The sequence below is a fragment of the Streptomyces sp. NPDC058576 genome (assembly GCF_042718715.1).
In the GTDB taxonomy this organism is placed as follows: Bacteria; Actinomycetota; Actinomycetes; order Streptomycetales; family Streptomycetaceae; genus Streptomyces.
In genome coordinates, this window is the sequence record NZ_JBHXPF010000007.1 from 55,759 (window position 1) to 81,202 (window position 25,444).

The window sequence follows — 25,444 nt, forward strand, 5'->3', positions numbered from 1 at the left end:
TCATGAGTGAGAACAAGAAGAAGGTCGTCGTCTTCGACTACGGCTTCGGCAACGTCCGTTCCGCCGAGCGTGCCCTCGCCCACGTCGGCGCGGACGTCGAGATCACCCGCGACTACGACCGCGCGATGAACGCCGACGGGCTCCTCGTCCCCGGCGTCGGCGCGTTCTCCGCCTGCATGGACGGGCTGAAGCGGGCCCGCGGCGACTGGATCGTCGGCCGCAGGCTCTCCGGCGGCCGCCCCGTGATGGGCATCTGCGTCGGGATGCAGATCCTGTTCGAGCGCGGCATCGAGCACGGCGTGGAGACCGAGGGCCTGGACGAATGGCCCGGTACGGTCGGACCCCTGAAGGCCGACGTCGTCCCGCACATGGGCTGGAACACCGTCGACGCCCCCGAGGACTCCCGGCTCTTCGCCGGCCTGGACCCCGAGGCCCGCTACTACTTCGTGCACTCCTACGCGGCGCACGACTGGTCCCTCGAAGTCACCAACGCCAAGATCCGTGCCCCCAAGGTCACTTGGGCGACGCACGGCGAACGGTTCGTGGCCGCCGTGGAGAACGGCGCGCTGTGGGCCACCCAGTTCCACCCCGAGAAGTCCGGCGATGCCGGCGCCCAGCTGCTGACCAACTGGATCGAGACGCTGTAATGCCGAAGCTTGAACTGCTCCCCGCCGTCGACGTCCGTGACGGCCAGGCCGTCCGCCTCGTCCACGGCGAGTCCGGCTCCGAGACCTCCTACGGGTCCCCGCTGGAGGCCGCCCTCGCCTGGCAGAGCGCCGGCGCCGAGTGGCTGCACCTCGTCGACCTGGACGCCGCCTTCGGCACCGGCGACAACCGCGCCCTGATCGCCGAGGTCGCCGGGGCCATGGACATCAAGGTCGAGCTGTCCGGCGGCATCCGCGACGACGCCTCGCTCGCCGCCGCCCTCGCCACCGGCTGCCGCCGCGTCAACCTCGGCACCGCCGCCCTGGAGACCCCCGAGTGGGTCGCCAAGGTCATCGCCGAGCACGGCGACAAGATCGCCGTCGGCCTCGACGTCCGCGGCACCACCCTGCGCGGCCGGGGCTGGACCCGCGACGGCGGCGACCTGTACGAGACCCTCGCCCGCCTCGACGCCGAGGGCTGCGCCCGCTACGTCGTCACCGACATCGCCAAGGACGGCACCCTCCAGGGCCCCAACCTCGGCCTGCTGCGGGATGTCTGCGCCGTCACCGACCGCCCGGTCGTCGCCTCCGGCGGCGTCTCCTCGCTCGACGACCTCCGCGCGATCTCCCTCCTCGTCCCCGAAGGCGTCGAGGGCGCGATCGTCGGCAAGGCGCTGTACGCGAAGGCGTTCACGCTGGAAGAGGCCCTCAAGGCGGTCGCCGCATGACCGATGCCGCCCCTTCCGTACGCCGGATCTCCACCGGCGCCCCCTGGGAGGAGAAGTTCGGCTACTCGCGCGCCGTCGAGCTCCCCAACGGGCTCGTCCTGGTGGCCGGCTGCACCTCCGTGATCAACGGCCAGATCTCCGCGGGCTCCCCGTACGAGCAGGCCATCACCTCCTTCGACGTCGCCTTCGCGGCGCTGGAGCAGGTGGGCCTGGGACGCGAGGACGTCGTCCGCACCCGGATGTACCTCACGCACGCCCGGGACGTGGACGAGGTCGGCCGCGCCCACAAGGAGCTGTTCGACGCCGTACGCCCCGCCGCCTCGATGATCATCGTGTCCGGTTTCGTGGACCCGAGCCTGGTCGTCGAGGTCGAGGTCGAGGCCTACCGGGGAGGCGCCAAGTGACTCTCGCGGTACGGGTCATCCCCTGCCTGGACGTCGACAACGGCCGGGTCGTCAAGGGCGTCAACTTCCAGAACCTGCGCGACGCGGGCGACCCCGTCGAGATGGCCAAGCTGTACGACGCCGAGGGCGCCGACGAGCTGACCTTCCTCGACATCACCGCGTCCAGCGGCGACCGCGAGACGACGTACGACGTGGTCCGCCGTACCGCCGAGCAGGTCTTCATCCCGCTCACCGTCGGCGGCGGCGTCCGCACCCCGGACGACGTCGACAAGCTGTTGCGCGCCGGGGCGGACAAGGTCGGCGTCAACACCGCCGCCATCGCCCGCCCCGACCTCATCCGCGAGATCGCCGAACGCTTCGGGCGCCAGGTCCTGGTGCTCTCCGTCGACGCCCGCCGCACCCCTCAGGGCACCTTCGAGGTCACCACGCACGGCGGCCGCAAGGGCACCGGCATCGACGCCGTCGAGTGGGCCCACCGGGCCGCCGAGCTGGGCGCGGGCGAGATCCTGCTCAACTCGATGGACGCCGACGGCACGAAGGACGGCTACGACACCGAGATGATCGAGGCGGTACGGGGGCACGTCACCGTCCCCGTCATCGCCTCCGGCGGCGCGGGCCGGCTCGCGGACTTCGCCCCGGCGATCGGGGCGGGGGCCGACGCGGTGCTCGCCGCGTCCGTCTTCCACTTCGGCGACCTGCGGATCTCCGAGGTCAAGGGCGCGCTGCGGGACGCGGGGCACCCGGTCCGCTGACCGGACGGCCCGGCGCCCCTCTGGGTGCGCCGGGCCGCAGGTTCCCCGGGGTTGCCGGACCGTGATGTCGAGTTCCGCGCAGACCCCTAGGTACCGACCGGGCGGTATGCCATTCTGCGGGCGTCAGGATCGTGTCGCCGCGCTCGCGCCCCGCCGGGCCGGGTGCGCCGGACCCGCCGCTCGCGCGGTGGGCCGATTCCCGGTGGAGGCCGCCATGCCACAGGTCGTACGTTCGCGGATCGGGGAGCTGCACGGCACGCCCTCCGCTACGCCGTTGCCGCAGCGCCTGCGTTCCCTGGCCGATCGCGAGGCCGTCGACGTGCTGCACCGGGCCGCCCGGGTCCTCGTCGCGTCCCTGCCGGCCCTCACCGACCGGCTCGTCGAGGCCCTGTACGCCCAGGAGCCCGGCTACCGGGCGGCGATCGACTCCGACCGGGCCGAGGTCTGGCAGGAGGTCCACCACTCGCTGCGGCACAACGTCGGCTCCCTGATCCAGCCCCGCGAGTACCGGGAGTCCGCCCACCGCACCTCCCGCTGGATCGGCGAGATCCGCGCCGAGCAGGGCGTACCGCTCGACGCGGTCCTGCACGCCTTCCGGATGGGCGGTGCGATGGTCTGGCAGGACCTCGTGGACGAGACCGCCCGGCGCGACCCCGACGACGTCCGGCTGCTCGTCCATGTCGCCGCCGACGTGTGGAACTTCGTGGACGAGCACTGCGGGGTCGTCGCCGAGGCCTACCGGCAGGCGGAGCGGCGGCTGTCCTGGCGGCGCGAGAACCGGCAGCGGCTCATGGTCGCCGCCCTGCTGGACGGGACCGCCCGGATCGCCGACCTCGCCGAGGCGGCCGCCATGCTGGGACTGCCGGAGCAGGGCCGGTACGCCGTGCTCGCGGTGGCCGCCGCCCCGCGCGGGCCCGGGGCCGCCGCCCGTCCTCGGCTGACGCTGCCCGCCGCCCACCCGGGGGCGGCGGTGCTCTGGCACCCGGGCCCGGAGGCCGAGTTCGCGATCCTGCCGCTGGCGGGCCCGCCCGGCGAGCTGAGCGGACTCGCCGCCGCGCTGGACGTGCCGGCCGGGACCCGGGCCGGGATCGGCTCCGCCGTCGAGGGCCTGGCCGCCCTCGGCGACGCCCGGCGGCTGGCCGAGACCGCGCTGCGCGCCTGCCCCGCGTCCGGCGGCACCGTCCTGCTCGACGAGCACCTCCCGGACGCCCTGGTCGCCTCCTCGCCCGCCCTGGCCGGAGCGCTCGCCGACCGGGTGCTGGGCGCGCTGGACCGGCTGGACCCCGCCGACCGCGACGTCATCGTGGAGACCCTCACCGCCTGGCTGGACGCGGACGGCTCGGCGCAGCGGGCGGGCGCGAAGCTCTACTGCCACCGCAACACCGTCCTCAACCGCCTCCGCCGCTTCGAACAGCTCACCGGTCGCTGCCTCACCCGCCCCCGGGACGCGGTCGAGGTCTCCCTCGCCCTGGCCGCGCGACGACTGCTCGGCGCCTGAAGGGGCCGCAGCGGCCTGGAGAACTCCGCAACGAATATTGCGCAATTATTCTTGCGCAACTTTTCCTGCACATCTACGGTCGTGTCATGCCCAGTGAAGAACGACGCCGCGTCACCGACCTCGACACCCTCAAGGCGATCGGCCACCCCTTGCGCCTGAAGCTCTACCGGGCCCTGCACATCAAGCGCACCGCCACCGCCTCCCAGCTCGCCGACCAGGTCGACGAGGCGGTGTCGCTCGTCAGCTACCACCTGCGCAAGCTCGCCGACCACGGACTGATCGAACCCGCCGAGGGGCAGGGCACCGACGGCCGGGAGCGCTGGTGGCAGCCGTCCTCCCGCGGACTGACCTACAGCGAAACGGACTTCGACGACGCGCCGGACAAGGCGGCCGTCTACGCCGCCGCCGGCCGGATCTCCTTCGACCAGCACGTCGAGCTCTACCGGGCCCACCAGGACTCACGGCACACCTGGGACACGGAATGGCGCAGCGCCTCCTGGAGCTCGGAGAACCTCCTCCGCCTCACTGCCGGCGAACTGGCCGAGCTCAGCCGGGAGATGGGCGCGCTGATCGACCGCTACGAGGAAGCCGGCCGCACCCGCGAGGAAGAGGGCGACACGGAGGGCCGGGAGAGCGTCGCCCTGCACACCTACGGCTTCCCGTTCCGTCCCTAGGGCGTGCCGGGCGTCACGGACCCGGTCAGGATCCGCCGGACGCGCCCCAGCCCCCGCCGCCTCACGGAAGGACCCCTGTGACCGTCACCGCGACCGCCACCGAGACCCCCGAACGCCCCGCGCACCGCGACCCGAACGTCCTGCGCTGGCTCGGCGCGTACACCGCGTCGATGATCGGCGACAGCGTCTACTTCATGGCCCTCGCCTGGGCCGCCGCCCGGACCGGCAGCGCCTCCGGCACCGGCCTGGTGCTCGCCGCCGGCTCCGTACCCCGGGCGCTCCTGATGCTCGGCGGGGGAGTGCTCGCCGACCGCCTCGGGCCCCGCCGCGTCGTCATCGGCAGCGACGCCGCCCGCGCGCTCCTCGTTCTCTCCCTCGCCGCCACGCTCGTCCTGACCGCGCCCACCGTGGGCGTCCTGGTCGTCGTCGCCCTGCTCTTCGGCGCGGTCGACGCCCTGTTCCTGCCCGCCGTCGGAGCGCTGCCGCCCCGGATCAGCGGCCCCGGCCAGCTCGCCCGGATCCAGGGCCTGCGCGCACTGGCCGCGCGCGGCTCCTCGATCATCGGTGCGCCGATGGGCGGGGTCGCCGTGGCGACCGGCGGCCCCTCGCTCGCCTTCGCCGCCGCCGGAGTGCTGTTCGCCCTGTCCCTGCCGCTGCTTCTGAGCCTGCGGATCAGACCGCTGTCCGAGCCGGTGAAGCCCGACGGGACGGCTACGGACACCGAAACGGCACCGTCACCGAACGCCTGGCACGACCTCGTCGACGGGCTCCGGTACATCCGCCGCCACCCCCTGCTCGGCCCGCTCATGCTCGTCATAGCCCTCAGCGAGCTGGGCTTCGTCGGGCCGCTCAACCTGGGCCTGATCCTGCTCTCCGAGCAGCGCGGCTGGGGCGCGGCCGGCATGGGCTGGATCGTCGCCGGATTCGCCGTCGGGGCGGCCGGGTCCGCCCTCCTGCTCGCCGTCCGGGGCCGGGTGGAGCACGCCGGGCTCGTGCTCTGCCTGACCGCCGTCGTCGGCGCGACGGGCATCGCCGCCCTGGCCCAGGTCCCCACCGTGGCCCTCGCCGCCGCGACCGCCGCGTTCGTCGGCCTCGTCGGCGGCCTGGCCGGCGCGCTGTGCGGAGCCCTCGTCCAGACCACCGCCGATCCGGCGTACCTGGGCCGGGTCACCTCCGTATCGACGTTCTTCACCTACGCGCTCATCCCGCTGAGCTACCCGGTCACCGGGGCGGCCGTCACCCTGTGGGGCACCGGGCCGGTCTACGCCGTCAGCGCGGCCGTCTGCGCGACGGGTGGCGTGGCGGGCCTCGCCTTCGCCGCGCTCCGCCGCGCCGAACTGCCCCGCTGACCCGGGCGCTCTCCGCCCCCGGCGCCTACATCCCCAGCTCGGCCGTCCTCAGCCGGTCCACCGCCGCCTCGTCGCCCTCCACCTGCACGTCCGCCGCGTTCTGGCGGCCGTACACGAACAGCAGCAGCTCGGCGGGCTCCCCGGTCACCGTCACCACCGGGGTGCCCTTGCGGGCCACCGCCGTCCGGCCGTCCGGGCGGCGCAGCACCAGGCCGACGGGGGAGCGGCGGCCCACCAGCCGGGCGGTCTTCTCCACGTTGGACCAGAGCACATCGGCGAAGACCGGGTTCAGCTCGCGACGCGACCAGTCCGGCTGGGCCCGCCGCACATCCTCCGCGTGGACGAAGAACTCCACGGTGTTCGCCGCCTCGTCGATCTGCTTGAGGGACATCGGCGAGAACCGGGGCGGGCCGGTACGGATCAGCTGGATCAGTTCCTCGTACGGCTTCGCCGCGAACTCCGCCTGCACCCGCTCCAGCCGGGCCTTCAACGCGCTCACCAGCAGCCCGCCCACGGCGTCCGCCCGGCGCTCGCGGACCACCACATGGGCGGCCAGATCGCGGGTTTTCCAGCCGTCGCACAAGGTCAGAGCCTCGGGACCGGCCGCTTCCAACAGATCGGCGAGCAGAAGACGTTCACGCTTCGCATGGGTCGACATGCCCGCCAGCGTACGACCGTCACCCGGGGTCCGCCCAGTGGACGTCCGCCCGGATAGCTCCCACCGACGCGGCACAATGGGCCCATGACCAGCACGCCCGGCCCCACGCCGCCCGCCAGCAGCCTCGACCCCGCCATCGCCGCCCGCCTCAAGCGGGGCGCCGACGGTCTGGTCCCGGCCATCGCCCAGCAGTACGACACCGGCGAGGTGCTGATGCTCGGCTGGATGGACGACGAGGCACTCCACCGCACCCTCACCACGGGCCGCTGCACCTACTGGTCGCGCAGCCGCCGGGAGTACTGGGTCAAGGGCGACACCTCCGGGCACATCCAGCGGGTGAAGTCCGTCGCGCTGGACTGTGACGCCGACACCGTGCTGGTCAAGGTCGACCAGACCGGGGCCGCCTGCCACACGGGCGACCGCACCTGCTTCGACGCCGACGTCCTCACCCTCCTCGACAGCTAAGGTCCGGCCATGGATCTCGACACCTTCCGCAAGCTGGCCGTCGACCGGCGCGTCGTCCCCGTCAGCCGCCGCCTCCTCGCGGACGGCGACACCCCGGTCGGCCTGTACCGCAAGCTCGCCGCCGAGCGCACCGGCACCTTTCTGCTGGAGTCCGCCGAGAACGGCCGGACCTGGTCGCGCTACTCGTTCATCGGCGTCCGCAGCGACGCCACCCTCACCACCCTTGACGGCGCGGCCCACTGGCTCGGCACCCCGCCGGTCGGCGTCCCGGTGGACGGCGACCCGCTCGACGCCCTGCGGGCCACCGTCGAGACCCTGCACACCCCCCGCGACCTGGTGGGCGACGCGGGCCTTCCGCCGTTCACCGGCGGCATGGTCGGCTACCTCGGCTACGACGTCGTCCGCCGCCTGGAGAAGATCGGTGAGCACGGCGGCGACGACCTGAAGCTGCCCGAGCTGACCATGCTCCTCACCTCGGACCTCGCCGTCCTCGACCACCAGAACGGCACCGTCCTGCTGATCGCCAACGCGATCAACCACAACGACCTCGAAACCGGCGTCGACGAGGCCCACGCGGACGCCGTCGCCCGCCTCGACGCGATGGAGCGCGACCTGCGCCGCCCGGTCGAGAACGCCCCCGCCGTCCTGCCCCCGTCCGAGCTGCCCCCGTACACCGCACTGTGGGGCGGCGAGGCCTACCAGGACGCCGTCGTGGACATCAAGGAGCGGATCCGGGCGGGCGAGGCCTTCCAGGTCGTCCCCTCCCAGCGCTTCGAGACCCCGTGCACCGCGAGCGCCCTGGACGTCTACCGGGTGCTGCGGGCCACCAACCCGTCCCCGTACATGTATCTCTTCCGCTTCGACGGGTTCGACGTCGTCGGGTCCAGCCCCGAGGCCCTCGTCAAGGTCGAGGACGGGCGGGCCATGGTCCACCCGATCGCCGGGACCCGGCACCGGGGCGCGACCCCGCAGGAGGACCAAGCGCTTGCCGAGGAACTGCTCGCCGACCCCAAGGAGCGCGCCGAGCACCTGATGCTCGTCGACCTCGGCCGCAACGACCTGGGCCGGGTCTGCGAGCCGGGCAGCGTCGAGGTCGTCGACTTCATGTCCATCGAGCGCTACTCCCACGTGATGCACATCGTCTCCACCGTCACCGGCCGCGTCACCGAGGACCGCACCGCCTTCGACGTCCTCACCGCCTGCTTCCCCGCGGGCACCCTCTCCGGCGCCCCCAAGCCCCGCGCCATGCAGATCATCGAGGAGCTGGAGCCGAGCCGCCGCGGACTGTACGGGGGCTGCGTCGGCTACCTCGACTTCGCCGGGGACTCCGACACCGCCATCGCCATCCGGACCGCACTGCTCCGCGACGGCACCGCGTACGTGCAGGCCGGAGCGGGGGTCGTCGCCGACTCCGACCCGGTCGCCGAGGACACCGAGTGCCGCAACAAGGCGGCGGCCGTGCTCCGCGCCGTCCACACGGCCAACCGCCTCCACGACCGCTGAACCGCTGACTGCCGACCGGCTCCACGGGCGTCGGGGCGGTAGGGGATAGTGGAGGGCGTGAGTGCTGTTCCCGTACCCCAGCCCCGTGCCCGCACCGCCGACTCCGCGTCCGGCGCCGCGCCCGACTCCGCAGGGAGCCGCCGCTCCCTCGCGGCCGGTCTGCTCCTGGGCGCGGCCGGCGCGACCGTCGTCCTCCTCGCCTCCGGGCAGACCTGGGCCGAGGGCCGGGCGGCCACCGGCGGCGGCGCGCTGCCGCTGACCGCCGACGGGCGGGACGTCACGGGCGTCCCCGCCGCCCTCGCCGTCGTCGGTCTCGCCGCCCTCGTCGCCGTCTTCGCCGTGCGCGGCGCGGGCCGCCGGATCGTCGCCGCGCTCCTGGCCCTCAGCGGCCTCGGTGCCACCCTCAGCGCCTGGGCCGGCGCGTCCGACAGCACGGCCCTCGACGAGGAGGCGGCCAGGACCACCGGCGACGCGGCGGCCGCCATCCACGCCCTCAGCCACACCGCCTGGCCCTACGTCACCGCGGTCGGCGGCCTGCTGATCCTGCTGGCCGGGCTCCTCGCCCTGCGCTACGGCAGCCGCTGGCCCGCGATGTCCGGAAAGTACGAGCGCGACGGTACCCCGCGCCCCGGCAAGGCGCCGCGCACCGCCCCCGACCCGGACCGGCCCGAGGACCTGTGGAAGGCCCTGGACCGCGGCGAGGACCCGACGCGCGAGGCGTGACCCCCGCGCTCACGCCCCGTTGCCCGTACGGGACAATGGACCCGAGCCGTCCCCGGGCGGCGGCCACACGCACAGCGCCACCCACGGCGCAACACCAACGAGGAGCAACTCATGGCGGGCACGAGCCACGGACACACCCCGGCCGCCTGGACCGGTGTCATCATTGCTTTCATCGGCTTCTGCGTCGCAGGCGTCTTCATGGTCGCGGCCAACCCGCTCGGCTTCTGGGCCGGCATCGTCGTCATCTTCGCCGGCGGTCTCGTGGGCCTCGCCATGAAGGTCGCCGGCCTCGGCATGCCGAAGGAGTCGGCCGAGCTGATCGAGGCCCGGGAGCGCGCCGGGCAGGCGCAGATCTCGCACTGACCCGGACGTCGGCCCGTCCCGGCGACCGACACGCAGACTGGCGCAGCCCCACCGGGGCTGCGCCTTTTCGCGTCCGCGGGTGACAATCACCGGGTGGACGCCTCGCCTGCCCCCTCTCCCGCCCAGCCCCCGGACCCGGAAACGGAGTCTCCGCCGGGCCACGGACCCATGCCGCTGACCGTCTGCCCGACCCCCGACATGGCCATGCCCACTTCAGCCGGCCGGGCGTTCGAGGACGGAACCCTCGCCACTCCGGCCCGTCCGGCGTCCGAGGGGGAAACCCCCGCTACCCCAGCCCGTGCGGCGTCCGAGGGGGAAACCCCGGCTACCCCAGCCCGTCCGGCGTCCGAGGGCGAAACCCCCGCTACCCCAGCCCGTCCGGCGTTTGAGGACGGAACCCCCGCTACCCCAGCCCGTCCGGCGTTTGAGGACGGAACCCTCGTGGGGGTGGGCCCGGAGGTCACAGGGCCCTCGGGTGGAGGGACCTCGCAGGTGCACGGCCCCCACGGCCACGGTTCCGTCCTCAAACGCCGGACGGGCTGGATGGGTCGCCCCACAGCCCAGGTGGGCCACCCAACGGGTCAGGTAAGCCGGGTGCGCCGGCTCGCCACGCCCCTCGGCATCCTCGCCGCCGTCGCCGGAGCCTTCGCGTACGTCGGCGCCGTCGACCCGAACGAGTCCGGCCACTACCCAATCTGCCCGCTGCTCAAGCTGACCGGCGTGTTCTGCCCCGGCTGCGGCGGACTGCGCAGCGCCCACGCCTTCATCACCGGCGACCTCGGCGCGGCGCTCGAAGCCAACGCGATCGCCACCGTCGGCTACTTCCTCTTCGCCGTGGTCTGGGTCCTCTGGCTGGGCCGGGCCTGGCGCGGACGGCCCCTGCGGATCGCTCTGGCACCCGCCTGGTGGTGGGGCGTGGGCGCCGTCCTGCTGATCTTCACCGTCGTCCGGAATCTGCCGTTCGGCTCCGCGCTGGCCCCCTGAAATGCCCAGGTAGTGGGACGCGGCGTGGCCGGATGCGAGCCCCGGGCCCTCCTGCGGATACCATCGGTACGGCTGATCCTGTTCCCTCATCACCGTTCCGGAAGGGGGCCGCTCGCGTGAGTGTGCTCGACGAGATCATCGACGGCGTTCGCGCCGACCTCGCGGAGCGGCAGGCGCGCGTCAGCCTCGACGAGCTGAAGGAGCGCGCCGCCCGCGCCCCCCAGGCCAAGGACGGAGTCGCCGCCCTGCGCGGCGAGGGCGTCACCGTCATCTGCGAGGTCAAGCGCTCGTCCCCCTCCAAGGGGGCCCTTGCCGCCATCGCCGACCCGGCCGCGCTCGCCGCCGACTACGAGGCGGGCGGCGCGTCCGTCATCTCGGTCCTCACCGAGGAGCGCCGCTTCGGCGGCTCGCTCGCCGACCTGGAGGCCGTCCGCGCCAAGGTCGACACCCCGATCCTGCGCAAGGACTTCATCGTCACCTCGTACCAGCTGTGGGAGGCCCGGGCGTACGGCGCCGACCTCGTCCTGCTGATCGTCGCCGCCCTCGACCAGGAGGCCCTGGTCTCCCTCATCGAGCGCGCCGAGTCGATCGGGCTCACCCCGCTCGTCGAGGCGCACGACGAGGAGGAGGCGGAGCGCGCCGTGGACGCCGGAGCCAAGATCATCGGTGTCAACGCGCGCAACCTCAAGGACCTCAAGGTCGACCGCTCCACCTTCGAGCGCGTCGCCCCCGAGATCCCCGACCACATCGTCAAGGTCGCCGAGTCCGGCGTCCGGGGCCCGCACGACCTGATCGCGTACGCCAACGCCGGCGCCGACGCCGTCCTGGTCGGCGAGTCCCTGGTCACCGGCCGCGACCCGCGCGCCGCCGTCGCCGACCTGGTCGCCGCGGGCGCCCACCCGGCGCTCCGCCACGGCCGCGGCTGACCGGGGCGAAGCGACCATGACCGACTGTCCCGTGCCCCGTACCCGGCCGGGCCTCGGCCCCGCCGGGGCCCCGGCCCGGGACCCGCACGCCCCGCTGGCGCGCGGCTGCCGCCCGCGCGGCTGCCGCGCCCCCGCACGGCGCGTGCACGGCCGGCGGGTGCGGTACGTCATCGGTGACGAGCCGGGCCAGGTGAACGGGATGCGATGGCGCCCGGGGTCCGCGCTGTAGGCGAGCCCCGGCCGACGTACCGCAGCACTCCTTTTCGTACGTACGTCCGCACCGTCGTGACCGCATGCCGGTCCCGGTGCCGCTCGCTCCTCCGCGCATACGGTGAACCCACCCGTTGCCATGCCAAGGAGCACGTCGCATGACGTCCGAATTCTTCATTCCGGACCCCGAGGGTCTGATCCCCAGCGCCGAGGGCTATTTCGGCGCGTACGGCGGCAAGTTCATCCCGGAGGCGCTCGTCGCCGCCGTGGACGAGGTCGCCGTCGAGTACGACAAGGCCAAGGCCGACCCCGCGTTCGCCGCCGAGCTCAACGAGCTGATGGTGAACTACACGGGCCGCCCCAGCGCGCTCACCGAGGTCCCGCGCTTCGCCGAACACGCGGGCGGCGCCCGGATCTATCTCAAGCGCGAGGACCTGAACCACACCGGCTCGCACAAGATCAACAACGTGCTGGGCCAGGCGCTCCTCACCAAGCGCATGGGCAAGACCCGTGTCATCGCCGAGACCGGAGCCGGCCAGCACGGCGTCGCCACCGCGACCGCCTGCGCCCTCTTCGGCCTCGACTGCACCATCTACATGGGCGAGATCGACACCGAGCGCCAGGCGCTGAACGTGGCCCGGATGCGGATGCTCGGCGCCGAGGTCGTCGCCGTGAAGTCCGGCTCGCGCACCCTGAAGGACGCCATCAACGAGGCGTTCCGCGACTGGGTCGCCAACGTGGACCGCACCCACTACCTCTTCGGCACGGTCGCGGGCCCCCACCCCTTCCCGGCGATGGTCCGCGACTTCCACCGCGTCATCGGCGTCGAGGCCCGCCGCCAGCTCCTGGAGCGCGCGGGCCGCCTCCCGGACGCGGCGGTCGCCTGCGTCGGCGGCGGCTCCAACGCCATCGGCCTCTTCCACGCCTTCATCCCCGACGCCGATGTCCGCCTGGTGGGCTGCGAGCCCGCCGGACACGGCGTGGAGACCGGCGAGCACGCGGCGACCCTGACGGCGGGCGAGCCGGGCATCCTGCACGGCTCGCGCTCCTACGTCCTCCAGGACGACGAGGGCCAGATCACCGAGCCGTACTCCATCTCCGCGGGTCTCGACTACCCGGGCATCGGCCCGGAGCACTCGTACCTCAAGGACATCGGACGCGGCGAGTACCGCGCGGTCACCGACGACGCGGCCATGCAGGCCCTGCGCCTGCTGTCCCGCACCGAGGGGATCATCCCGGCCATCGAGAGCGCCCACGCCCTCGCCGGGGCCCTGGAGCTGGGCCGGGAGCTGGGCAAGGACGGACTGATCCTCGTCAACCTGTCCGGCCGCGGCGACAAGGACATGGACACCGCCGCCCGCTACTTCGGGCTCTACGACACCGACGCCGCCGTCGAGGCGGACGCCGACAGCGACCGCGCCGAGATCGAGGGGGACGCCAAGTGAGCGGCAACATCGAGCTGTTGAACACCACCCTGGCCGCCGCGAAGGCCGCGGACCGGGCCGCCCTCATCGCCTACCTCCCGGCGGGCTTCCCGACCGTCGACGGCGGCATCGAGGCGGTCAAGGCCGTCATCGCGGGCGGCGCGGACGTCGTCGAGATCGGGCTCCCGCACAGCGACCCGGTCCTCGACGGGCCGGTCATCCAGACCGCCGACGACATCGCCCTGCGCGGCGGCGTCCGGATCGCCGACGTGATCCGCACGGTCCGCGAGGCGTACGAGGCCACCGGCGTCCCGATCCTGGTCATGACGTACTGGAACCCCATCGACCGCTACGGCGTGGAGCGGTTCACCGCCGAGCTGGCCGAGGCGGGCGGCGCCGGGTGCATCCTGCCCGACCTGCCGGTCCAGGAGTCCGCGCTGTGGCGCGAGCACGCCGACAAGCACGGTCTCGCCACCGTGTTCGTCGTCGCCCCCAGCAGCCAGGACGCCCGCCTCGCCACCATCACGGCGGCCGGGAGCGGCTTCGTCTACGCCGCGTCCCTGATGGGCGTCACCGGCACCCGTGCCTCCGTCGGCGCCCAGGCCCAGGACCTGGTGGGACGCACCCGCGCCACCACCGACCTGCCGGTCTGCGTCGGCCTCGGCGTCTCCAACGCGGCGCAGGCCGCCGAGGTCGCCGGGTTCGCGGACGGCGTGATCGTCGGCTCGGCCTTCGTCAAGGCCATGCTGGACGCCCCCGACGAGGTTGCCGGCCTCGCCGCCGTCCGCTCCCTGGCGGGCGAACTGGCCGAAGGTGTTCGAAAGCGCTGAGCGCGTGAACCATCCGAATGGGTGGATTGTGGACCGGGGAGGCGCGGAGGCGCCTCCCCGGTTCGTTCCCCGGGTGTGAGCGACAAGATCCCTGAGGGAAACAGAAACGCGCGTGAGCGCCTGGCCCAGCAGCGCGAGCGGGAGAAGGGGCGCGAGAAGCGCCGCCGGACGCTGATCGTCGCCTCGGCGGTGGTCGGGGTGCTCGCCCTGGCCGCCGTGGTCGGCCTGATCGCGGCCAACGCGGGCAAGGACGACGGCGGCGACTCCGCCTCCGGCCCGGCGGTCGCCCCGTCGGGCTCGATCGGCGAGGACGCCCTGACCCTGCCGGTCGGCGCGGCCGACGCGCCGTCCACCCTGACGATCTGGGAGGACTTCCGCTGCCCGGTCTGCGCCCAGTTCGAGACCGCCTTCCGGGACACCATCACCGAGCTGGCGGACGACGGCCAGGTCAGGGTGGAGTACCACCTGGCCACGATCATCGACGGCAATCTCGGCGGCACCGGGTCGCTGCGCGCCGCCAATGCCGCCGCCTGCGCCCAGGACGCCGGCAAGTTCGCGCCCTACCACGACGTCCTCTTCAGCAACCAGCCGCCCGAGCCGGACGACGCCTTCGCCAAGAACAGCCGGCTGATCGAGCTGGCCGGGGAGGTCGAGGGGCTCGACACTCCGGCCTTCCGCAGCTGTGTGGAGGACGGCGACCACGACAGCTGGGTGAAGAAGTCCGACACGGCGTTCCGCGAGGGCGGCTTCCAGGGCACGCCGACGGTGCTGCTCAACGGGGAGTCCGTCTTCCCGAGCAAGGGCGACGAGCAGATCTCCCCGGAGAACCTGAAGAAGTGGGTCGCCGAGGCCAACAAGGGCAAGAAGCCGGGGACCGACGCCCCGTCCGCAGGGTCCTCAGCCCCGGCGGCGCCCTCGTCCGCGGCCGGTTCCTGACCGCGTTCCGCTCCCGCCCGTGACGCGGTCCTCGTTACCCAGAAGTTGCCGGGTGGCTTGCCGTACCCACCGCCCGGCAAGGTAGCGTCGACCATGCCATGAATCTTGCCTCCATTCCCAGTCCGTCGACCGGCGTGATCGAGCTCGGCCCGATCCCGCTCCGCGGCTACGCGTTCTGCATCATCATCGGTGTCTTCGTCGCCGTCTGGTTCGGCAACAAGCGCTGGATCGCCCGGGGCGGCAAAGCCGGCACCGTGGCCGACATCGCCGTCTGGGCGGTGCCCTTCGGCCTCGTCGGCGGACGGCTCTACCACGTGATCACCGACTACCAGCTGTATTTCAGCGACGGTGAGAACTGGGTCGACGCCTTCAAGATCTGGGAGGGCGGCCTCGGCATCTGGGGCGCGGTGGCCTTCGGCGCGGTCGGCGCCTGGATCGGCTGCCGACGCCGGGGCATCCCGCTGCCCGCCTGGGCCGACGCGATGGCGCCCAGCCTCGCGATCGCGCAGGCCATCGGACGCTGGGGCAACTGGTTCAACCAGGAGTTGTACGGCAAGCCCACCGACCTCCCCTGGGCGCTGGAGATCAGCGAGGGCCCGAACCGGGCCGCCGGGACCTACCACCCGACCTTCCTGTACGAGTCGCTGTGGTGCATCGGTGTCGCGCTGCTCGTCATCTGGGCCGACCGCCGCTTCCGGCTCGGCCACGGACGGGCGTTCGCGCTGTACGTCGCGGCCTACTGCGCCGGGCGCGGCTGGATCGAGTACATGCGGGTCGACGAGGCCCACCACATCCTGGGCCTCCGCCTGAACGTGTGGACCGCGATCATCGCCTTCGTCCTCGCCGTCGCCTACATCGTGGTCTCCGCGAAGCGGCGTCCGGGCCGTGAGGAGATCGTCGAGCCCGACCGGGACGCCAACGGCGGGAAGGGCCCCGACGAGGACGGCTCGGCGAAGACGGACGACGCCGAGGCGAAGGACCCGCTCACCAAGGACGAACCCGGTGAGCCGGGCAGGGGCGCCACCGCCGGGAGCACCGAACCGGCAGCCGAGAAGAGCTGACCGGCCGGGGCCGCGCCCCCTGGCGCGCGCACCCCGTACCCACCTCCCGCTCGCCGGGCGGGCCCGCGGTCTCAGGCCCGCCCGGCGAGCGCGATCGTCCGGCGGGCGGACGCCACCACCGCCGCGTCCACGAACCTCCCGTCCGGCAGCGCCAGTGCCCCCGCCTCCACCGCCGAGGCCGCGACGATCTGCTCGGCCGCCTCGATCTCCTCGGCCGTCGGCCGGAACGCCCGCTCGATCACCGGCAACTGGCGCGGGTGGATCGCCGCCCGGCCCAGCAGCCCGAGCGCCCGCCCCCGCCCGCACGAGGCCCACAGCCCGTCCAGGTCCCGGATGTCCGGGAACACCGACTGCACCGGCGGCGGCAGGGCCGCCGCCCGGGCCGCCACCACGACCCGGCTGCGCGGCCAGTCCAGCCCGGCGTCCTCCCGTACGCCCAGGTCCGCCCGCAGGTCCGCCTCGCCCAGGGCGATGCCCCGTACGGCGTGGTGGGCCGAGGCGATCGAGTACGCGTGCTCGATCGCGAGCGCCGACTCCAGCAGCGGGTACAGCGGTACGCCCGGGGCCACCGCCGCCACATGGTGCACCGAGACCGCATGGGTGATCTTGGGCAGCCGGAACGCGGCCAGGCCCGGCAGCCCGGCCAGCGCCCGGACGTCGTCCTCGCCGTGCACCCGGACATGGACCGGCACCGCGTCCGGGTCCACCGTGACCTGGTCGCCGAGGAGTTCGGCGGTGGCCGAGCGCGCGTACTCCTTACGGTCGGGGGCGACGGCGTCCTCCAAGTCGACGATCACCACGTCCGCCCCGCAGCCCAGGGCCTTGGCCACCACCTCCGGCCGGTCCCCGGGCACGTAGAGCCAGGTCAGCGGCGGCCGGCCGAGGTCGGGCAGTGGGTCTTCCGGCAGCGGCGGGACCGGCACCGCGCGGTCCGTCACAGCGCCCCCTGGTCCCGCAGCGCCGCGATCCGCGTCTCCGAGAGCCCGAGCCCGGCCAGGATCTCCTCGGTGTCCGCGCCGTGCGGGCGGCCCGCCCACCGGATCCCGCCGGGGGTCTCCGAGAGCCGGAAGAGGACGTTCTGCATCCGCAGCGGCCCCAGCTCCGGGTCGTCGACCTCGGCGATGGTGCCCAGCGCGCGGTACTGCGGGTCCTCCATCACCTCCCGTACGTCGTGGATCGGCGCGACGGCCGCCTCCGCCTTCTCGAAGCCGTTGAGCACCTCCTCGCGGCTGTGCCGGGAGATCCAGTGGCCGACGGCCCCGTCCAGCTCCTCGGTGTGCTCGGCCCGGGTGGTGCCCGCGCCGAACCACGGCTCGTCGATCAGGTCCGGGCGGCCGACCAGGCGCATCACCCGCTCGGCGACGGACTGGGCGGAGGTGGAGACCGCGACCCAGTGGCCGTCGGCGGTGCGGTAGGTGTTGCGCGGGGCATTGTTGCGGGAGCGGTTGCCGGTGCGCGGCTGGACGTAGCCGAGCTGGTCGTACCAGAGCGGCTGCGGGCCCAGCACGGTGAGGATCGGCTCGATGATCGCCAGGTCCACCACTTGGCCCTCGCCCGTCTTCTCCCGCCCGGCGAGCGCCGCCATCACCGCGTACGCCGTGGCCAGGGCGGCGATGGAGTCGGCGAGCCCGAACGGCGGCAGCGTCGGCGGCCCGTCCGGCTCCCCGGTGATCGCGGCGAACCCGCTCATCGCCTCGGCGAGCGTGCCGAACCCGGGGCGGTGGGCGTACGGCCCGAACTGGCCGAAGCCGGTGACCCGGGCCAGCACCAGACGCGGGTTGACGGCGTGCAGCTCCTCGGGGCCCAGACCCCAGCGCTCCAGGGTCCCCGGCCGGAAGTTCTCGACGATGACGTCGGTCTCGGCGGCCAGTCGGAGGAGAACGTCCCGGCCACCCGGGGCGGACAGGTCCAGGGTGAGGGCGCGCTTGTTGCGGCCCAGCAGCTTCCACCACAGGCCGACCCCGTCCTTGGCGGGCCCGTGCCCGCGCGAGGGGTCCGGCTTACGGGGGTGCTCGACCTTGATCACATCGGCGCCGAAGTCGCCCAGCATCGTGGCCGCGAGCGGGCCGGCGAAGAGGGTGGCCAGGTCGATGACCTTCAGCCCGGTCAGGGGCCCTGCTGTCGTACTCATACGGCACCGGCCTCGATCTCGCTGCGGTAGGGCATGGACGTGGACGCGCCCGGTTTCTGGACGCAGAGCGCGGCGGCCGAGGAGGCGAACGCCACGGCCTCGGCCACCGGCCGCCCCTCGCCGAGCGCCACGGCCAGCGAGCCGACGAAGGTGTCCCCGGCCCCGGTCGTGTCGACGGCGATCACCGAGGGCGCCTCGAAGAGCACCGGCTCGCCGCCCCGGGCCGCGTACAGGCAGCCCTTCGCGCCCAGCGTGACGATGACCTCGGGCACCCGGCGCAGCAGGATCTGTGCGGCGGCGTGCGGATCGGCCTGCCCGGACAGCTCGGCGGCCTCGTGCTCGTTGGGGACCAACAGGTCAATGTGGTCGAGGAGTTCGTCGGGCAGCGGCTGCACGGGGGCGGGCGTGAGGATGGTCCGTACGCCCTGGGCGCGGGCCGCGCGGGCGCCCTCCACGACGGCGGACAGCGGGAGTTCGAGCTGCATCAGCAGCAGATCGGCGGCGGCGACCGCCGCGATCTCCCCGGGTCCGAGCGCGGTCACCACCCCGTTCGCCCCGGGGACCACCACGATCGCGTTGGACCCGGTGTCGTCGACCACGATGTGCGCGGTGCCGCTGGGCCCCTCGGCGGTGTGCAGGAGGTCGGTGTCCACCCCCGCGTGTTCGAGGCCGTCGCGCAGCCGCGCCCCGTACACGTCGTCGCCGACCGCGCCGATCATCGCCACCTCCCCGCCCGCGCGGGCGGCGGCGACGGCCTGGTTGGCGCCCTTGCCGCCGGGGATCGTCCGGAACTCCCGTCCGGTGACGGTCTCGCCGAGGCCCGGGGCGCGGGCGGTGTACGCGACGAGGTCCATATTGGTGCTGCCGAGCACCGCGATGCGGGTCATGGGCGCAGAGCCTCCTGATGGGTCAGTGCGGCGAGGGTGTCGAACCCGGTCCGGTCGAAACCGGGCACGGAGGTGGCGAGCCGGTTCTTCAGCGGAGCCGTCCAGTGCGCGGGCAGTCCGTCCGGGCCGCCCGCCAGCAGTCCGGCGAGCGAGCCGGCGCTCGCCCCGTTGGAGTCGGTGTCCCAGCCGCCGGAGACGGCACACCCGATGGAGCGGGTGAAGTCGCCGTCGGCGTGGGTGAGAGCGGCTGCCAGCAGTGCGGCGTTGGGCAGGACGTGCACCCAGTGGTGGGTGTCCGCGTAGACGGCGTGCAGCCGGTCCACGACGAGGTCGAAGTCCCTTTCCGTGCGGGCGGTTTCGATGCCGAGGCGGACCGCGCGGGCGTACCGCGAGTGCGGCGGCACCACCCGCAGCCCGGCCGCGAGGCAGCCGTGCACATCGCTCTCGCCGCCGGCCGCGACGGCGAGCGCGGCGGCGGTGAACATCGCGCCGTACACCCCGTTGCCGGTGTGGGTGAGGACCGCGTCGCGATGGGCCTGGGCGGCGGCCCCGGCCGGGTCGCCGGGGCGGGTCCAGCCGTGCACGTCGGCCCGGATCTGCGCGCCGATCCACTCCCGGAACGGGTTGCGGAAGCGGGCCGCCTCCGGGGGCTCGACACCCGCCAGGAGGTTGCCGTACGCGATCCGCTCGGCGGTGAAGGTGCGCCCGGCCGGGAGTTCGTCGAGCCAGAGCCGGGCCAGGTCGGCCGTGGTGAAGGAGCGCCCGTGCCGCTGGAGCAGCAGCAGAGTCAGCAAGGGGTAGTTGAGGTCGTCGTCCTCCGGCATGCCGTCGATGTTCTCGGCCAGCGACGTAGGGGCCGAGCGGCGGTTCCAGGGGTGGGCGGCGAGCAGCTCGGCGGGCACCTGGCGCGCGGTGAACCAGGTGGTGAGCGGCCAGTTGCCGGTGGCTCGGGCGAGCGCGCGGATGCCGGGCAGCGGCAGCTTCTCCACGGGCTTGCCCAGCAGGCAGCCCGCCGCCCGGCCGAGCCAGGCGGCGTGCAGCCGGTCCCGGCCGACGAGCGGCACGGCGTCCGAAGGCCCCGGCCAGTGCGGGCACGCGGCCACGATCTCGTCCAGACCGGTCGGCTCGTCGGCGGCCGACGGCGATTCCAGCGTGGCGAGTTCGTCCAGCAGCTCACCGGCCAGGGCCCGCAGCCGGGCCGGCGCGGGCGGCTCGGAGGCGCCCGCCCGGTCCGGGGCCGGGGAGCCCCCGGCCGCGTACCACCGCTCCTGGATCTCCCGGGCGTCCCGGCCGTCCTGCGCGGCCTGCCGCAGCTCGTGCCCGACCAGATCCTCGGGCTGCACCCAGGTGAGGCGGACGGGCGGGGCCTGGAGCCGTGCCCGGGGAGGGCGGACGCTCACCGCTCACCGGCCAGCGCGGTGAACGCCTCCTCGTGGGCCCGGCGGCGCTCCAGGTCCCGGGCGAAGACCTCCCGGGCCACCTCGGCCAGCGCCCGGGCCGGGGTGTGCAGGTCCAGTCGGCTCGCCTTCGCGACCGTGGCCGCCCAGTCCGCCGGGACCTCGCCGCCCAGCGCGCCCACGATCGCCCCGCTCATCGTCGCGATGGAGTCGCAGTCCCGCCCGTAGTTCACCGAACCGAGCACCGTACGCCGGTAGTCGCCGCCCCCGACCAGCAACATCCCGAGCGCGACGGGCAGTTCCTCGATGGCGTGCAGCCGGGAGGGGCGGCGGGCGCCGAGCGCGGGGCTTCGGTAGTCGGGGCCCACCGTGTCGAAGGGCTCGACCGCGGCCCGCAGCGGGGCGAGCGCGGTCTCGAAGTCGTCGTGGCGCGTGGCCACTTCGCAGACCGCCTCGATCGCGGACCGGGTGCCGTCCTCGGCCAGCGCGAGGGCGGCCTCGACCACCGTGCCCGGGGTGGCGCCCGGGAGGCAGGCGGCGGCGACGGCGGCCGCGAACACCCCGGCGGCCTCCCGCCCGTACGACGACTGGTGGGGAGCCGCGACCTCCAGCGCCTCGGCGTACGCGGCCCGGGGGTGGCCGGCGTTGACCAGGCCCACCGGGGCCATGTACATCGCCGCCCCGCAGTTGACGATGTTGCCCGCACCTGCCTCGCGGGGGTCCACGTGCCCGTAGTGCAGCCGGGCCACGATCCACTTCTCCGCCAGGAAGATCCGCTGGAGGGGGAGCGCCTCGGCCTCCAGCTCCGGGATCCACCGGGGCGAGAGCAGGTCGGGGACGAGGTGGTCGGCGACGGCGTACGCGTCGAGGTGGTCGCGGACCTTCTCGTAGACCCGGATCAGTGCGTGGGTCATCAAGGTGTCGTCGGTGACGTGGCCGTCGCCCTTGTGGTACGGCGCGATGGGGCGCGCGGTGCGCCAGTCCTCGCCGTACCAGGGGCCGACGATCCCGGTCACCCGGCCGCCGTGGCGCTCGGCGATCTGCTCGGGGGTCCAGCCCTCGACCGGGCCGCCGAGCGCGTCGCCGACGGCGGCTCCGACGAGGGCCCGGGTGATGCGTTCATCCAGTCCGGGCGCGGTGGGGGAGGGGAGCGGTGTCGAGGGGGCGGGCGCGGCTGCCGTGGCCGTTGTGGGCGTCATGTCGGAATTGTCCACCCGGGAGGGCCGGTTCCGTGGCTGCCAGCAGCCCGGCGAGTTCGATCAGGTCCGTGCCCGCGAGCCGGGGCAGCGCGCAGCCCGCGAGTGTCCGGCAGGCCTCGCGCCAGCCCGCCGGTACGGCGGTGATCGAGCCGATGGCCCCGGTCAGCGCCCCGGCCAGGGCGGGCGCGGAGTCCGCGACCCGGGAGAGGCAGGCGGCGGCCGGGACCGCCTGGGCGATCTCGCCCCGGGCGGCGGTGGTCAGCGCCAGGGCGACCGGCACGGTCTCGGCCGCGGCGATCCCGTAGCTGTAGACGTGGTCGACGATCTGGTGCTCCAACACCGGGACCAGGGCGAACGCCCCGGCCGGCTCGTCCGCGAACTCCCGGGCCAGGCGGACCGCGTGTACGGCGTTGCGGGCGATCTCGGTGCCCTCGGGGAGCCGGTCGAGGGCGGCGTTCACCACCGTGTCGACGTCCGCCCCGGTCAGGGCCACAGCGATGGCGGCGGCCATGGCCCGAGCCCCGTGCACCCCGTCGCCGTCCTGGGTGTAGCGGGCGTCGAACTCGGCGAGTGCGGCGGCCTCCTCCGGGTCGCCCGGGTGGACCACGGCGAGCACGGCCGCCCGTACGCACGCGGCGTCGTCGAAGTAGTGCGGGTTGTCGTGCCCGGTGGCGGGCGGCCGGAGCCCGGCGGCCAGGTTGCCGAGCCCGGCCCGCACCGAGATCCGGGCCCGCAGCGGAAGTACCGCCGCCTCGACCTCGGGGGCCCGGGCGCTGGCTGCGGCGACGGCGGCGGCCAGCGCGTTCCAGGCCCGGTCGACCGCGTCCCGCATCCGCCGGCCGGGGGCCAGACCCGCCGCGTCGTCGGCCGCCGCCAGCACCGTACGAGCGGCGAACGCGGCCCACTCGGCGTCGTCGGACGGCCCGAGCCGCAGCGGCTCGGGCGGCTGGTTGAGGGCGATGGGCACCGGCAGTGTGGTGGTGGCGTTCTGCTCGGCGAAGGTGTCCAGCTCCCGGGTGAGCCGCCGGGTCCACTCGGGCATCCGGGCCGCCCGGTGCCGGGCGGCGGGCCAGCCGGCGGCGTCGCCCGCCGCGAGCCCGAGCAGCAGTCCCTCGATCCGGGCGCGGCGGGAGGGGGCGGGGGCCCCGGTGGCGGCCGTGTCGCGGGCGGCCGTCGTCGCCGGGCCGCGCCCGGGGGATTCGGGGGCAGCCGTATCGCGTGGAATCGCCGCCCGGCCGCCCCCGGGCGCTCCGCCTGCCGTCGTCATCGCCCTTCCTCCCGTACGGGCTCGAAGGAGGCCGCCACGGAGGCCATGTCCCGTACGGCCGAGGGCTCGCGACCGCCGCCCCGTTCCTGCGCGGGCCCTGAGGGCGCGGTCGCGTCCGGGTCCTCCGGGGTCAGCAGCTCCGCGATGTCCAGCACGTGGTAGCCGCGCATCGAGGGCAGGCAACTGCCCCGGACCGGGCCGATCGCGCCCGCCCAGTCCGGTGGAATGGCGCTCTCCCCGTTCAGCGCTCCGGCCAGGGCGCCCGCCACCGCCGCCGTCGTGTCGGCGTCGCGGCCCATGTTGACGGCCGTGAGCACCGCCGCGGGGAAGTCCCCGCGCGCCGCCGTGAACGCCCCGAACGCCAGGCCCACCGCCTCCGGCGCCAGGTCCGTCCACGGGTAGCCGGCGATCACCACCGCCGAGCGCACCGCCCGCTCCATCGTGAGCCGGTCGGGGTAGGGCCGCTGGGCCGCCGTCACCGCCCGGCGCAGCGACCGGGCTGTCCAGGAGTCCATCGGGACCACCGAGAGCGCGGCCGCGATCACCGAGGCGAGGCCCGAGCCGACCATGGCCGCAGCCACCCCGGCCGCCACCGCCTGGCCCCCGTAGATCCCCTCGCCCTCGTGGCTGACCCGGCCGTCCACCGCCACCAGCCGGGCCGCCTCGGCGGGGCGGCCCGCCGCGAACACCCCGAAGGGGGCCGCCCGCATCGCGAGACCGTCGCTCCAGGCGTGCCGGTGCTGGGCCGAGATCGGTGCGGCCAGGCCCCGGCGCAGGTTCTCCAGGGTGCCGCGCTCGCTGAACCCGGCCCCCCGGAACGGGCCCTCGTCCAGATCGGCGATCCAGTGGTGCCAGGCCCGCTCGACATGGGAGACGTCGAGCGCGGAGCCGTGCCGGGCCAGCAGCAGCCCGGAGAAGATCGCGTACTCCGTGTCGTCGGTCCCCGCCGGGTCGTCGCTGACGAACCCCTCGATCCGTCCCCAGCGGCGGCGGATCTCGGAGGGCCGCAGGTTCTCCGCCGGGGCGCCGAGCGCGTCCCCGACCGCCAGGCCCAGCAGCGCACCCCTGGCCCGGTCATTGCCGACGGCCGTGTTCATCGCGTCGCCCTTCCGCTCGTCCGGCGAGTCCGTTTCCGGGCCCTGTCCGCATCTGTGCCACGCGGAGGGCGGGGGGAGGCGGAAATGGCGGGGAAAGGGGCCGGTCGGATGACGGCCGAGATAGCTGAGGCTGGCCTTTCTTCGCAGGTCAGTGGGGTTGTAGGGCAGCCTTGCCTTCCTGGCGGCGACCGCTCGAACAGCGTAGTTTGGACTTTGTCGAGAGTTGTACTCACCTGGGGAGTAGCGAGTCGTGGCCATCATCGAGACCGACGCCGTTCTGCACGAGGCGCACCGGGACAACCACACCCACCGGGATGTCAACGGCGGCTGGCTGCGCCCCGCCGTCTTCGGCGCGATGGACGGCCTGGTGTCCAACCTCGCCCTGATGACCGGCGTCGCCGGCGGCGCGGTGTCCCAGCAGACCATAGTGATCACCGGGCTCGCGGGGCTCGCCGCCGGAGCCTTCTCCATGGCGGCCGGCGAGTACACCTCCGTCGCCTCGCAGCGCGAGCTGGTCGAGGCCGAGCTCGACGTCGAGCGCCGGGAGCTGAGTAAGCACCCCAAGGACGAGATGGCCGAGCTGGCCGCGCTCTACGAGTCCCGGGGCGTGGACGCCCCGCTGGCCCGCGAGGTCGCCCGGCAGCTGTCGCGCGACCCGGAGCAGGCGCTGGAGATCCACGCCCGCGAGGAGCTCGGCATCGACCCGAGCGACCTGCCCTCGCCGCTGGTGGCCGCCGTCTCCTCGTTCGGCGCCTTCGCGCTCGGCGCCCTGCTGCCCGTCCTGCCCTACCTCCTCGGCGCGAGCGCCCTGTGGCCCGCCGTCCTCCTCGCGCTCCTCGGCCTCTTCGGCTGCGGTGCGGTCGTGGCCCGGGTGACGGCCCGCAGCTGGTGGTTCAGCGGACTGCGCCAGCTCGCCCTCGGCGGCGCCGCCGCCGCGATGACGTACGGGCTGGGCACGCTGTTCGGCGTCGCCGCCGGGTGACGACGGCGCAACCGGGCCGCCCCGATCGGCGCAACGCCACGGCAACCCGTGTGACGTACGTCTTGGCGCCGCCCACTGGGCGTGACCGGCTCCACAGTCGTAAAATGAGACGCTATGCAGCGCTACACATAAGTAGCCGTTACTCGGTGGTTTCGTTCACTCGACCACCGGGCAAGAGCCGTAAGCACCGCAGGCAACGACGCCTGCTCTCTGCAGACTCCCGGGCGCCGATCGTTCCGACAGCGACCCACCCTCTGGTCAGCCGGTCATCTCTGGTCACCCAGTCACTTCCGGTCACCACGGTGTCCGTATGTTGGAACAAGCCTTCCGCTTCTTGAGAAGCGCCCCATCA

At 74.1% G+C, this 25,444-nt stretch carries 27 protein-coding genes; 19 read left to right on the plus strand and 8 right to left on the minus strand.

The window, feature by feature from the left end:
* The first annotated feature begins 2 nt into the window (after nucleotides 1-2).
* From hisH to ACFWRV_RS08085, 7 genes are all read left to right on the plus strand, one after another.
* Nucleotides 3-647 carry an imidazole glycerol phosphate synthase subunit HisH gene (hisH, locus tag ACFWRV_RS08055; protein ID WP_384329935.1) on the plus strand — a complete coding sequence of 215 codons (645 nt, stop codon included), beginning with the start codon at nucleotides 3-5 and terminating at the stop codon, nucleotides 645-647.
* Nucleotides 647-1,372, plus strand: a complete 726-nt coding sequence (priA, locus tag ACFWRV_RS08060) for a bifunctional 1-(5-phosphoribosyl)-5-((5-phosphoribosylamino)methylideneamino)imidazole-4-carboxamide isomerase/phosphoribosylanthranilate isomerase PriA (RefSeq protein ID WP_384329938.1) — start codon at nucleotides 647-649, stop codon at nucleotides 1,370-1,372. The genes hisH and priA overlap by 1 nt, the downstream gene beginning before the upstream one ends.
* Nucleotides 1,369-1,776 (plus strand): RidA family protein, encoded by a 408-nt coding sequence (locus tag ACFWRV_RS08065; protein WP_384329941.1) that lies wholly within the window; start codon nucleotides 1,369-1,371, stop codon nucleotides 1,774-1,776. Before priA ends, ACFWRV_RS08065 begins: the two co-directional genes overlap by 4 nt.
* Nucleotides 1,773-2,528, plus strand: a complete 756-nt coding sequence (gene hisF / locus ACFWRV_RS08070) for an imidazole glycerol phosphate synthase subunit HisF (protein WP_359146918.1) — start codon at nucleotides 1,773-1,775, stop codon at nucleotides 2,526-2,528. The genes ACFWRV_RS08065 and hisF overlap by 4 nt, the downstream gene beginning before the upstream one ends.
* Nucleotides 2,529-2,742: 214 nt before the next feature.
* On the plus strand, nucleotides 2,743-4,026 hold the full coding sequence (locus tag ACFWRV_RS08075) for a PucR family transcriptional regulator (RefSeq protein ID WP_384329945.1): 1,284 nt from the start codon (nucleotides 2,743-2,745) through the stop codon (nucleotides 4,024-4,026).
* Between the two features lie 86 nt (nucleotides 4,027-4,112).
* Nucleotides 4,113-4,700, plus strand: coding sequence for an ArsR/SmtB family transcription factor (locus ACFWRV_RS08080; RefSeq protein ID WP_384329948.1), 588 nt, complete (start codon nucleotides 4,113-4,115; stop codon nucleotides 4,698-4,700).
* A gap of 77 nt (nucleotides 4,701-4,777) precedes the next feature.
* Nucleotides 4,778-6,049: an MFS transporter gene (locus ACFWRV_RS08085; protein WP_384329952.1), complete on the plus strand. Its 1,272-nt coding sequence runs from the start codon at nucleotides 4,778-4,780 to the stop codon at nucleotides 6,047-6,049.
* A gap of 25 nt (nucleotides 6,050-6,074) precedes the next feature.
* Here ACFWRV_RS08085 and ACFWRV_RS08090 read toward each other — a convergent pair whose 3' ends face one another.
* Nucleotides 6,075-6,707, minus strand: coding sequence for a TIGR03085 family metal-binding protein (locus ACFWRV_RS08090; RefSeq protein ID WP_384329955.1), 633 nt, complete (start codon nucleotides 6,705-6,707; stop codon nucleotides 6,075-6,077).
* Between the two features lie 84 nt (nucleotides 6,708-6,791).
* Between ACFWRV_RS08090 and hisI the strand changes: the two genes are divergently transcribed.
* From hisI to lgt, 11 genes are all read left to right on the plus strand, one after another.
* Nucleotides 6,792-7,172 (plus strand): phosphoribosyl-AMP cyclohydrolase, encoded by a 381-nt coding sequence (gene hisI, locus ACFWRV_RS08095; protein WP_384329958.1) that lies wholly within the window; start codon nucleotides 6,792-6,794, stop codon nucleotides 7,170-7,172.
* Between the two features lie 9 nt (nucleotides 7,173-7,181).
* Nucleotides 7,182-8,675 carry an anthranilate synthase component I gene (locus ACFWRV_RS08100; RefSeq protein ID WP_384329962.1) on the plus strand — a complete coding sequence of 498 codons (1,494 nt, stop codon included), beginning with the start codon at nucleotides 7,182-7,184 and terminating at the stop codon, nucleotides 8,673-8,675.
* Nucleotides 8,676-8,723: 48 nt separating this feature from the next.
* Nucleotides 8,724-9,398 carry a TIGR02234 family membrane protein gene (locus ACFWRV_RS08105; protein ID WP_384329965.1) on the plus strand — a complete coding sequence of 225 codons (675 nt, stop codon included), beginning with the start codon at nucleotides 8,724-8,726 and terminating at the stop codon, nucleotides 9,396-9,398.
* A 111-nt stretch (nucleotides 9,399-9,509) separates the two neighbouring features.
* Complete coding sequence (locus ACFWRV_RS08110; protein WP_384329968.1) at nucleotides 9,510-9,761, plus strand: HGxxPAAW family protein; 252 nt, start codon at nucleotides 9,510-9,512, stop codon at nucleotides 9,759-9,761.
* Nucleotides 9,762-10,304: 543 nt separating this feature from the next.
* A complete protein-coding gene (locus ACFWRV_RS08115; protein WP_384329971.1) occupies nucleotides 10,305-10,745 on the plus strand; it encodes a DUF2752 domain-containing protein in 441 nt (146 codons plus the stop codon).
* A 116-nt stretch (nucleotides 10,746-10,861) separates the two neighbouring features.
* Nucleotides 10,862-11,671: an indole-3-glycerol phosphate synthase TrpC gene (gene trpC, locus ACFWRV_RS08120; protein WP_384329974.1), complete on the plus strand. Its 810-nt coding sequence runs from the start codon at nucleotides 10,862-10,864 to the stop codon at nucleotides 11,669-11,671.
* 16 nt (nucleotides 11,672-11,687) lie between these two features.
* Complete coding sequence (trpM, locus tag ACFWRV_RS08125) at nucleotides 11,688-11,900, plus strand: tryptophan biosynthesis modulator TrpM (protein WP_384329977.1); 213 nt, start codon at nucleotides 11,688-11,690, stop codon at nucleotides 11,898-11,900.
* A gap of 139 nt (nucleotides 11,901-12,039) precedes the next feature.
* Nucleotides 12,040-13,326 carry a tryptophan synthase subunit beta gene (gene trpB / locus ACFWRV_RS08130; RefSeq protein WP_384329980.1) on the plus strand — a complete coding sequence of 429 codons (1,287 nt, stop codon included), beginning with the start codon at nucleotides 12,040-12,042 and terminating at the stop codon, nucleotides 13,324-13,326.
* Nucleotides 13,323-14,135 carry a tryptophan synthase subunit alpha gene (gene trpA, locus ACFWRV_RS08135; protein ID WP_384329983.1) on the plus strand — a complete coding sequence of 271 codons (813 nt, stop codon included), beginning with the start codon at nucleotides 13,323-13,325 and terminating at the stop codon, nucleotides 14,133-14,135. Before trpB ends, trpA begins: the two co-directional genes overlap by 4 nt.
* A gap of 75 nt (nucleotides 14,136-14,210) precedes the next feature.
* Nucleotides 14,211-15,071, plus strand: coding sequence for a DsbA family protein (locus tag ACFWRV_RS08140; RefSeq protein WP_384329986.1), 861 nt, complete (start codon nucleotides 14,211-14,213; stop codon nucleotides 15,069-15,071).
* Between the two features lie 98 nt (nucleotides 15,072-15,169).
* A complete protein-coding gene (gene lgt, locus ACFWRV_RS08145) occupies nucleotides 15,170-16,132 on the plus strand; it encodes a prolipoprotein diacylglyceryl transferase (RefSeq protein ID WP_384329989.1) in 963 nt (320 codons plus the stop codon).
* Between the two features lie 71 nt (nucleotides 16,133-16,203).
* Here lgt and ACFWRV_RS08150 read toward each other — a convergent pair whose 3' ends face one another.
* From ACFWRV_RS08150 to ACFWRV_RS08180, 7 genes are read right to left on the minus strand one after another with little or no spacing between them, the layout of a single operon-like run.
* Entirely contained in the window at nucleotides 16,204-17,040 is an 837-nt protein-coding gene (locus ACFWRV_RS08150) for an HpcH/HpaI aldolase/citrate lyase family protein (protein ID WP_384330348.1), read from the minus strand.
* A 26-nt stretch (nucleotides 17,041-17,066) separates the two neighbouring features.
* Nucleotides 17,067-18,263 (minus strand): CaiB/BaiF CoA transferase family protein, encoded by a 1,197-nt coding sequence (locus tag ACFWRV_RS08155; RefSeq protein ID WP_384329992.1) that lies wholly within the window; start codon nucleotides 18,261-18,263, stop codon nucleotides 17,067-17,069.
* Nucleotides 18,260-19,150, minus strand: a complete 891-nt coding sequence (rbsK, locus tag ACFWRV_RS08160; RefSeq protein ID WP_384329995.1) for a ribokinase — start codon at nucleotides 19,148-19,150, stop codon at nucleotides 18,260-18,262. Before rbsK ends, ACFWRV_RS08155 begins: the two co-directional genes overlap by 4 nt.
* A complete protein-coding gene (locus ACFWRV_RS08165) occupies nucleotides 19,147-20,550 on the minus strand; it encodes an ADP-ribosylglycohydrolase family protein (RefSeq protein WP_384329998.1) in 1,404 nt (467 codons plus the stop codon). The genes rbsK and ACFWRV_RS08165 overlap by 4 nt, the downstream gene beginning before the upstream one ends.
* Nucleotides 20,547-21,746: an ADP-ribosylglycohydrolase family protein gene (locus tag ACFWRV_RS08170; protein ID WP_384330001.1), complete on the minus strand. Its 1,200-nt coding sequence runs from the start codon at nucleotides 21,744-21,746 to the stop codon at nucleotides 20,547-20,549. Before ACFWRV_RS08170 ends, ACFWRV_RS08165 begins: the two co-directional genes overlap by 4 nt.
* A complete protein-coding gene (locus ACFWRV_RS08175; protein WP_384330004.1) occupies nucleotides 21,667-23,013 on the minus strand; it encodes an ADP-ribosylglycohydrolase family protein in 1,347 nt (448 codons plus the stop codon). Before ACFWRV_RS08175 ends, ACFWRV_RS08170 begins: the two co-directional genes overlap by 80 nt.
* Nucleotides 23,010-24,110, minus strand: a complete 1,101-nt coding sequence (locus ACFWRV_RS08180) for an ADP-ribosylglycohydrolase family protein (RefSeq protein WP_384330007.1) — start codon at nucleotides 24,108-24,110, stop codon at nucleotides 23,010-23,012. Before ACFWRV_RS08180 ends, ACFWRV_RS08175 begins: the two co-directional genes overlap by 4 nt.
* A gap of 250 nt (nucleotides 24,111-24,360) precedes the next feature.
* Between ACFWRV_RS08180 and ACFWRV_RS08185 the strand changes: the two genes are divergently transcribed.
* Nucleotides 24,361-25,092, plus strand: a complete 732-nt coding sequence (locus ACFWRV_RS08185; protein WP_384330010.1) for a VIT1/CCC1 transporter family protein — start codon at nucleotides 24,361-24,363, stop codon at nucleotides 25,090-25,092.
* Nucleotides 25,093-25,444: the final 352 nt, after the last annotated feature.

Bases quoted from the DNA above. Each gene is read 5' to 3' on its own strand.
- hisH (WP_384329935.1), top strand. From the start codon at position 3: ATGAGTGAGAACAAGAAGAAGGTCGTCGTCTTCGACTACGGCTTCGGC.
- ACFWRV_RS08065 (WP_384329941.1), top strand. From the start codon at position 1,369: ATGACCGATGCCGCCCCTTCCGTACGCCGGATCTCCACCGGCGCCCCC.
- rbsK (WP_384329995.1), bottom strand. From the start codon at position 19,150: ATGACCCGCATCGCGGTGCTCGGCAGCACCAATATGGACCTCGTCGCG.
- ACFWRV_RS08155 (WP_384329992.1), bottom strand. From the start codon at position 18,263: ATGAGTACGACAGCAGGGCCCCTGACCGGGCTGAAGGTCATCGACCTG.
- priA (WP_384329938.1), top strand. From the start codon at position 647: ATGCCGAAGCTTGAACTGCTCCCCGCCGTCGACGTCCGTGACGGCCAG.
- hisI (WP_384329958.1), top strand. From the start codon at position 6,792: ATGACCAGCACGCCCGGCCCCACGCCGCCCGCCAGCAGCCTCGACCCC.
- ACFWRV_RS08180 (WP_384330007.1), bottom strand. From the start codon at position 24,110: ATGAACACGGCCGTCGGCAATGACCGGGCCAGGGGTGCGCTGCTGGGC.
- trpM (WP_384329977.1), top strand. From the start codon at position 11,688: ATGACCGACTGTCCCGTGCCCCGTACCCGGCCGGGCCTCGGCCCCGCC.
- ACFWRV_RS08175 (WP_384330004.1), bottom strand. From the start codon at position 23,013: ATGACGACGGCAGGCGGAGCGCCCGGGGGCGGCCGGGCGGCGATTCCA.
- ACFWRV_RS08075 (WP_384329945.1), top strand. From the start codon at position 2,743: ATGCCACAGGTCGTACGTTCGCGGATCGGGGAGCTGCACGGCACGCCC.
- ACFWRV_RS08090 (WP_384329955.1), bottom strand. From the start codon at position 6,707: ATGTCGACCCATGCGAAGCGTGAACGTCTTCTGCTCGCCGATCTGTTG.
- ACFWRV_RS08080 (WP_384329948.1), top strand. From the start codon at position 4,113: ATGCCCAGTGAAGAACGACGCCGCGTCACCGACCTCGACACCCTCAAG.
- lgt (WP_384329989.1), top strand. From the start codon at position 15,170: ATGAATCTTGCCTCCATTCCCAGTCCGTCGACCGGCGTGATCGAGCTC.
- ACFWRV_RS08110 (WP_384329968.1), top strand. From the start codon at position 9,510: ATGGCGGGCACGAGCCACGGACACACCCCGGCCGCCTGGACCGGTGTC.
- trpB (WP_384329980.1), top strand. From the start codon at position 12,040: ATGACGTCCGAATTCTTCATTCCGGACCCCGAGGGTCTGATCCCCAGC.
- ACFWRV_RS08100 (WP_384329962.1), top strand. From the start codon at position 7,182: ATGGATCTCGACACCTTCCGCAAGCTGGCCGTCGACCGGCGCGTCGTC.
- ACFWRV_RS08115 (WP_384329971.1), top strand. From the start codon at position 10,305: ATGGGTCGCCCCACAGCCCAGGTGGGCCACCCAACGGGTCAGGTAAGC.
- ACFWRV_RS08170 (WP_384330001.1), bottom strand. From the start codon at position 21,746: ATGACGCCCACAACGGCCACGGCAGCCGCGCCCGCCCCCTCGACACCG.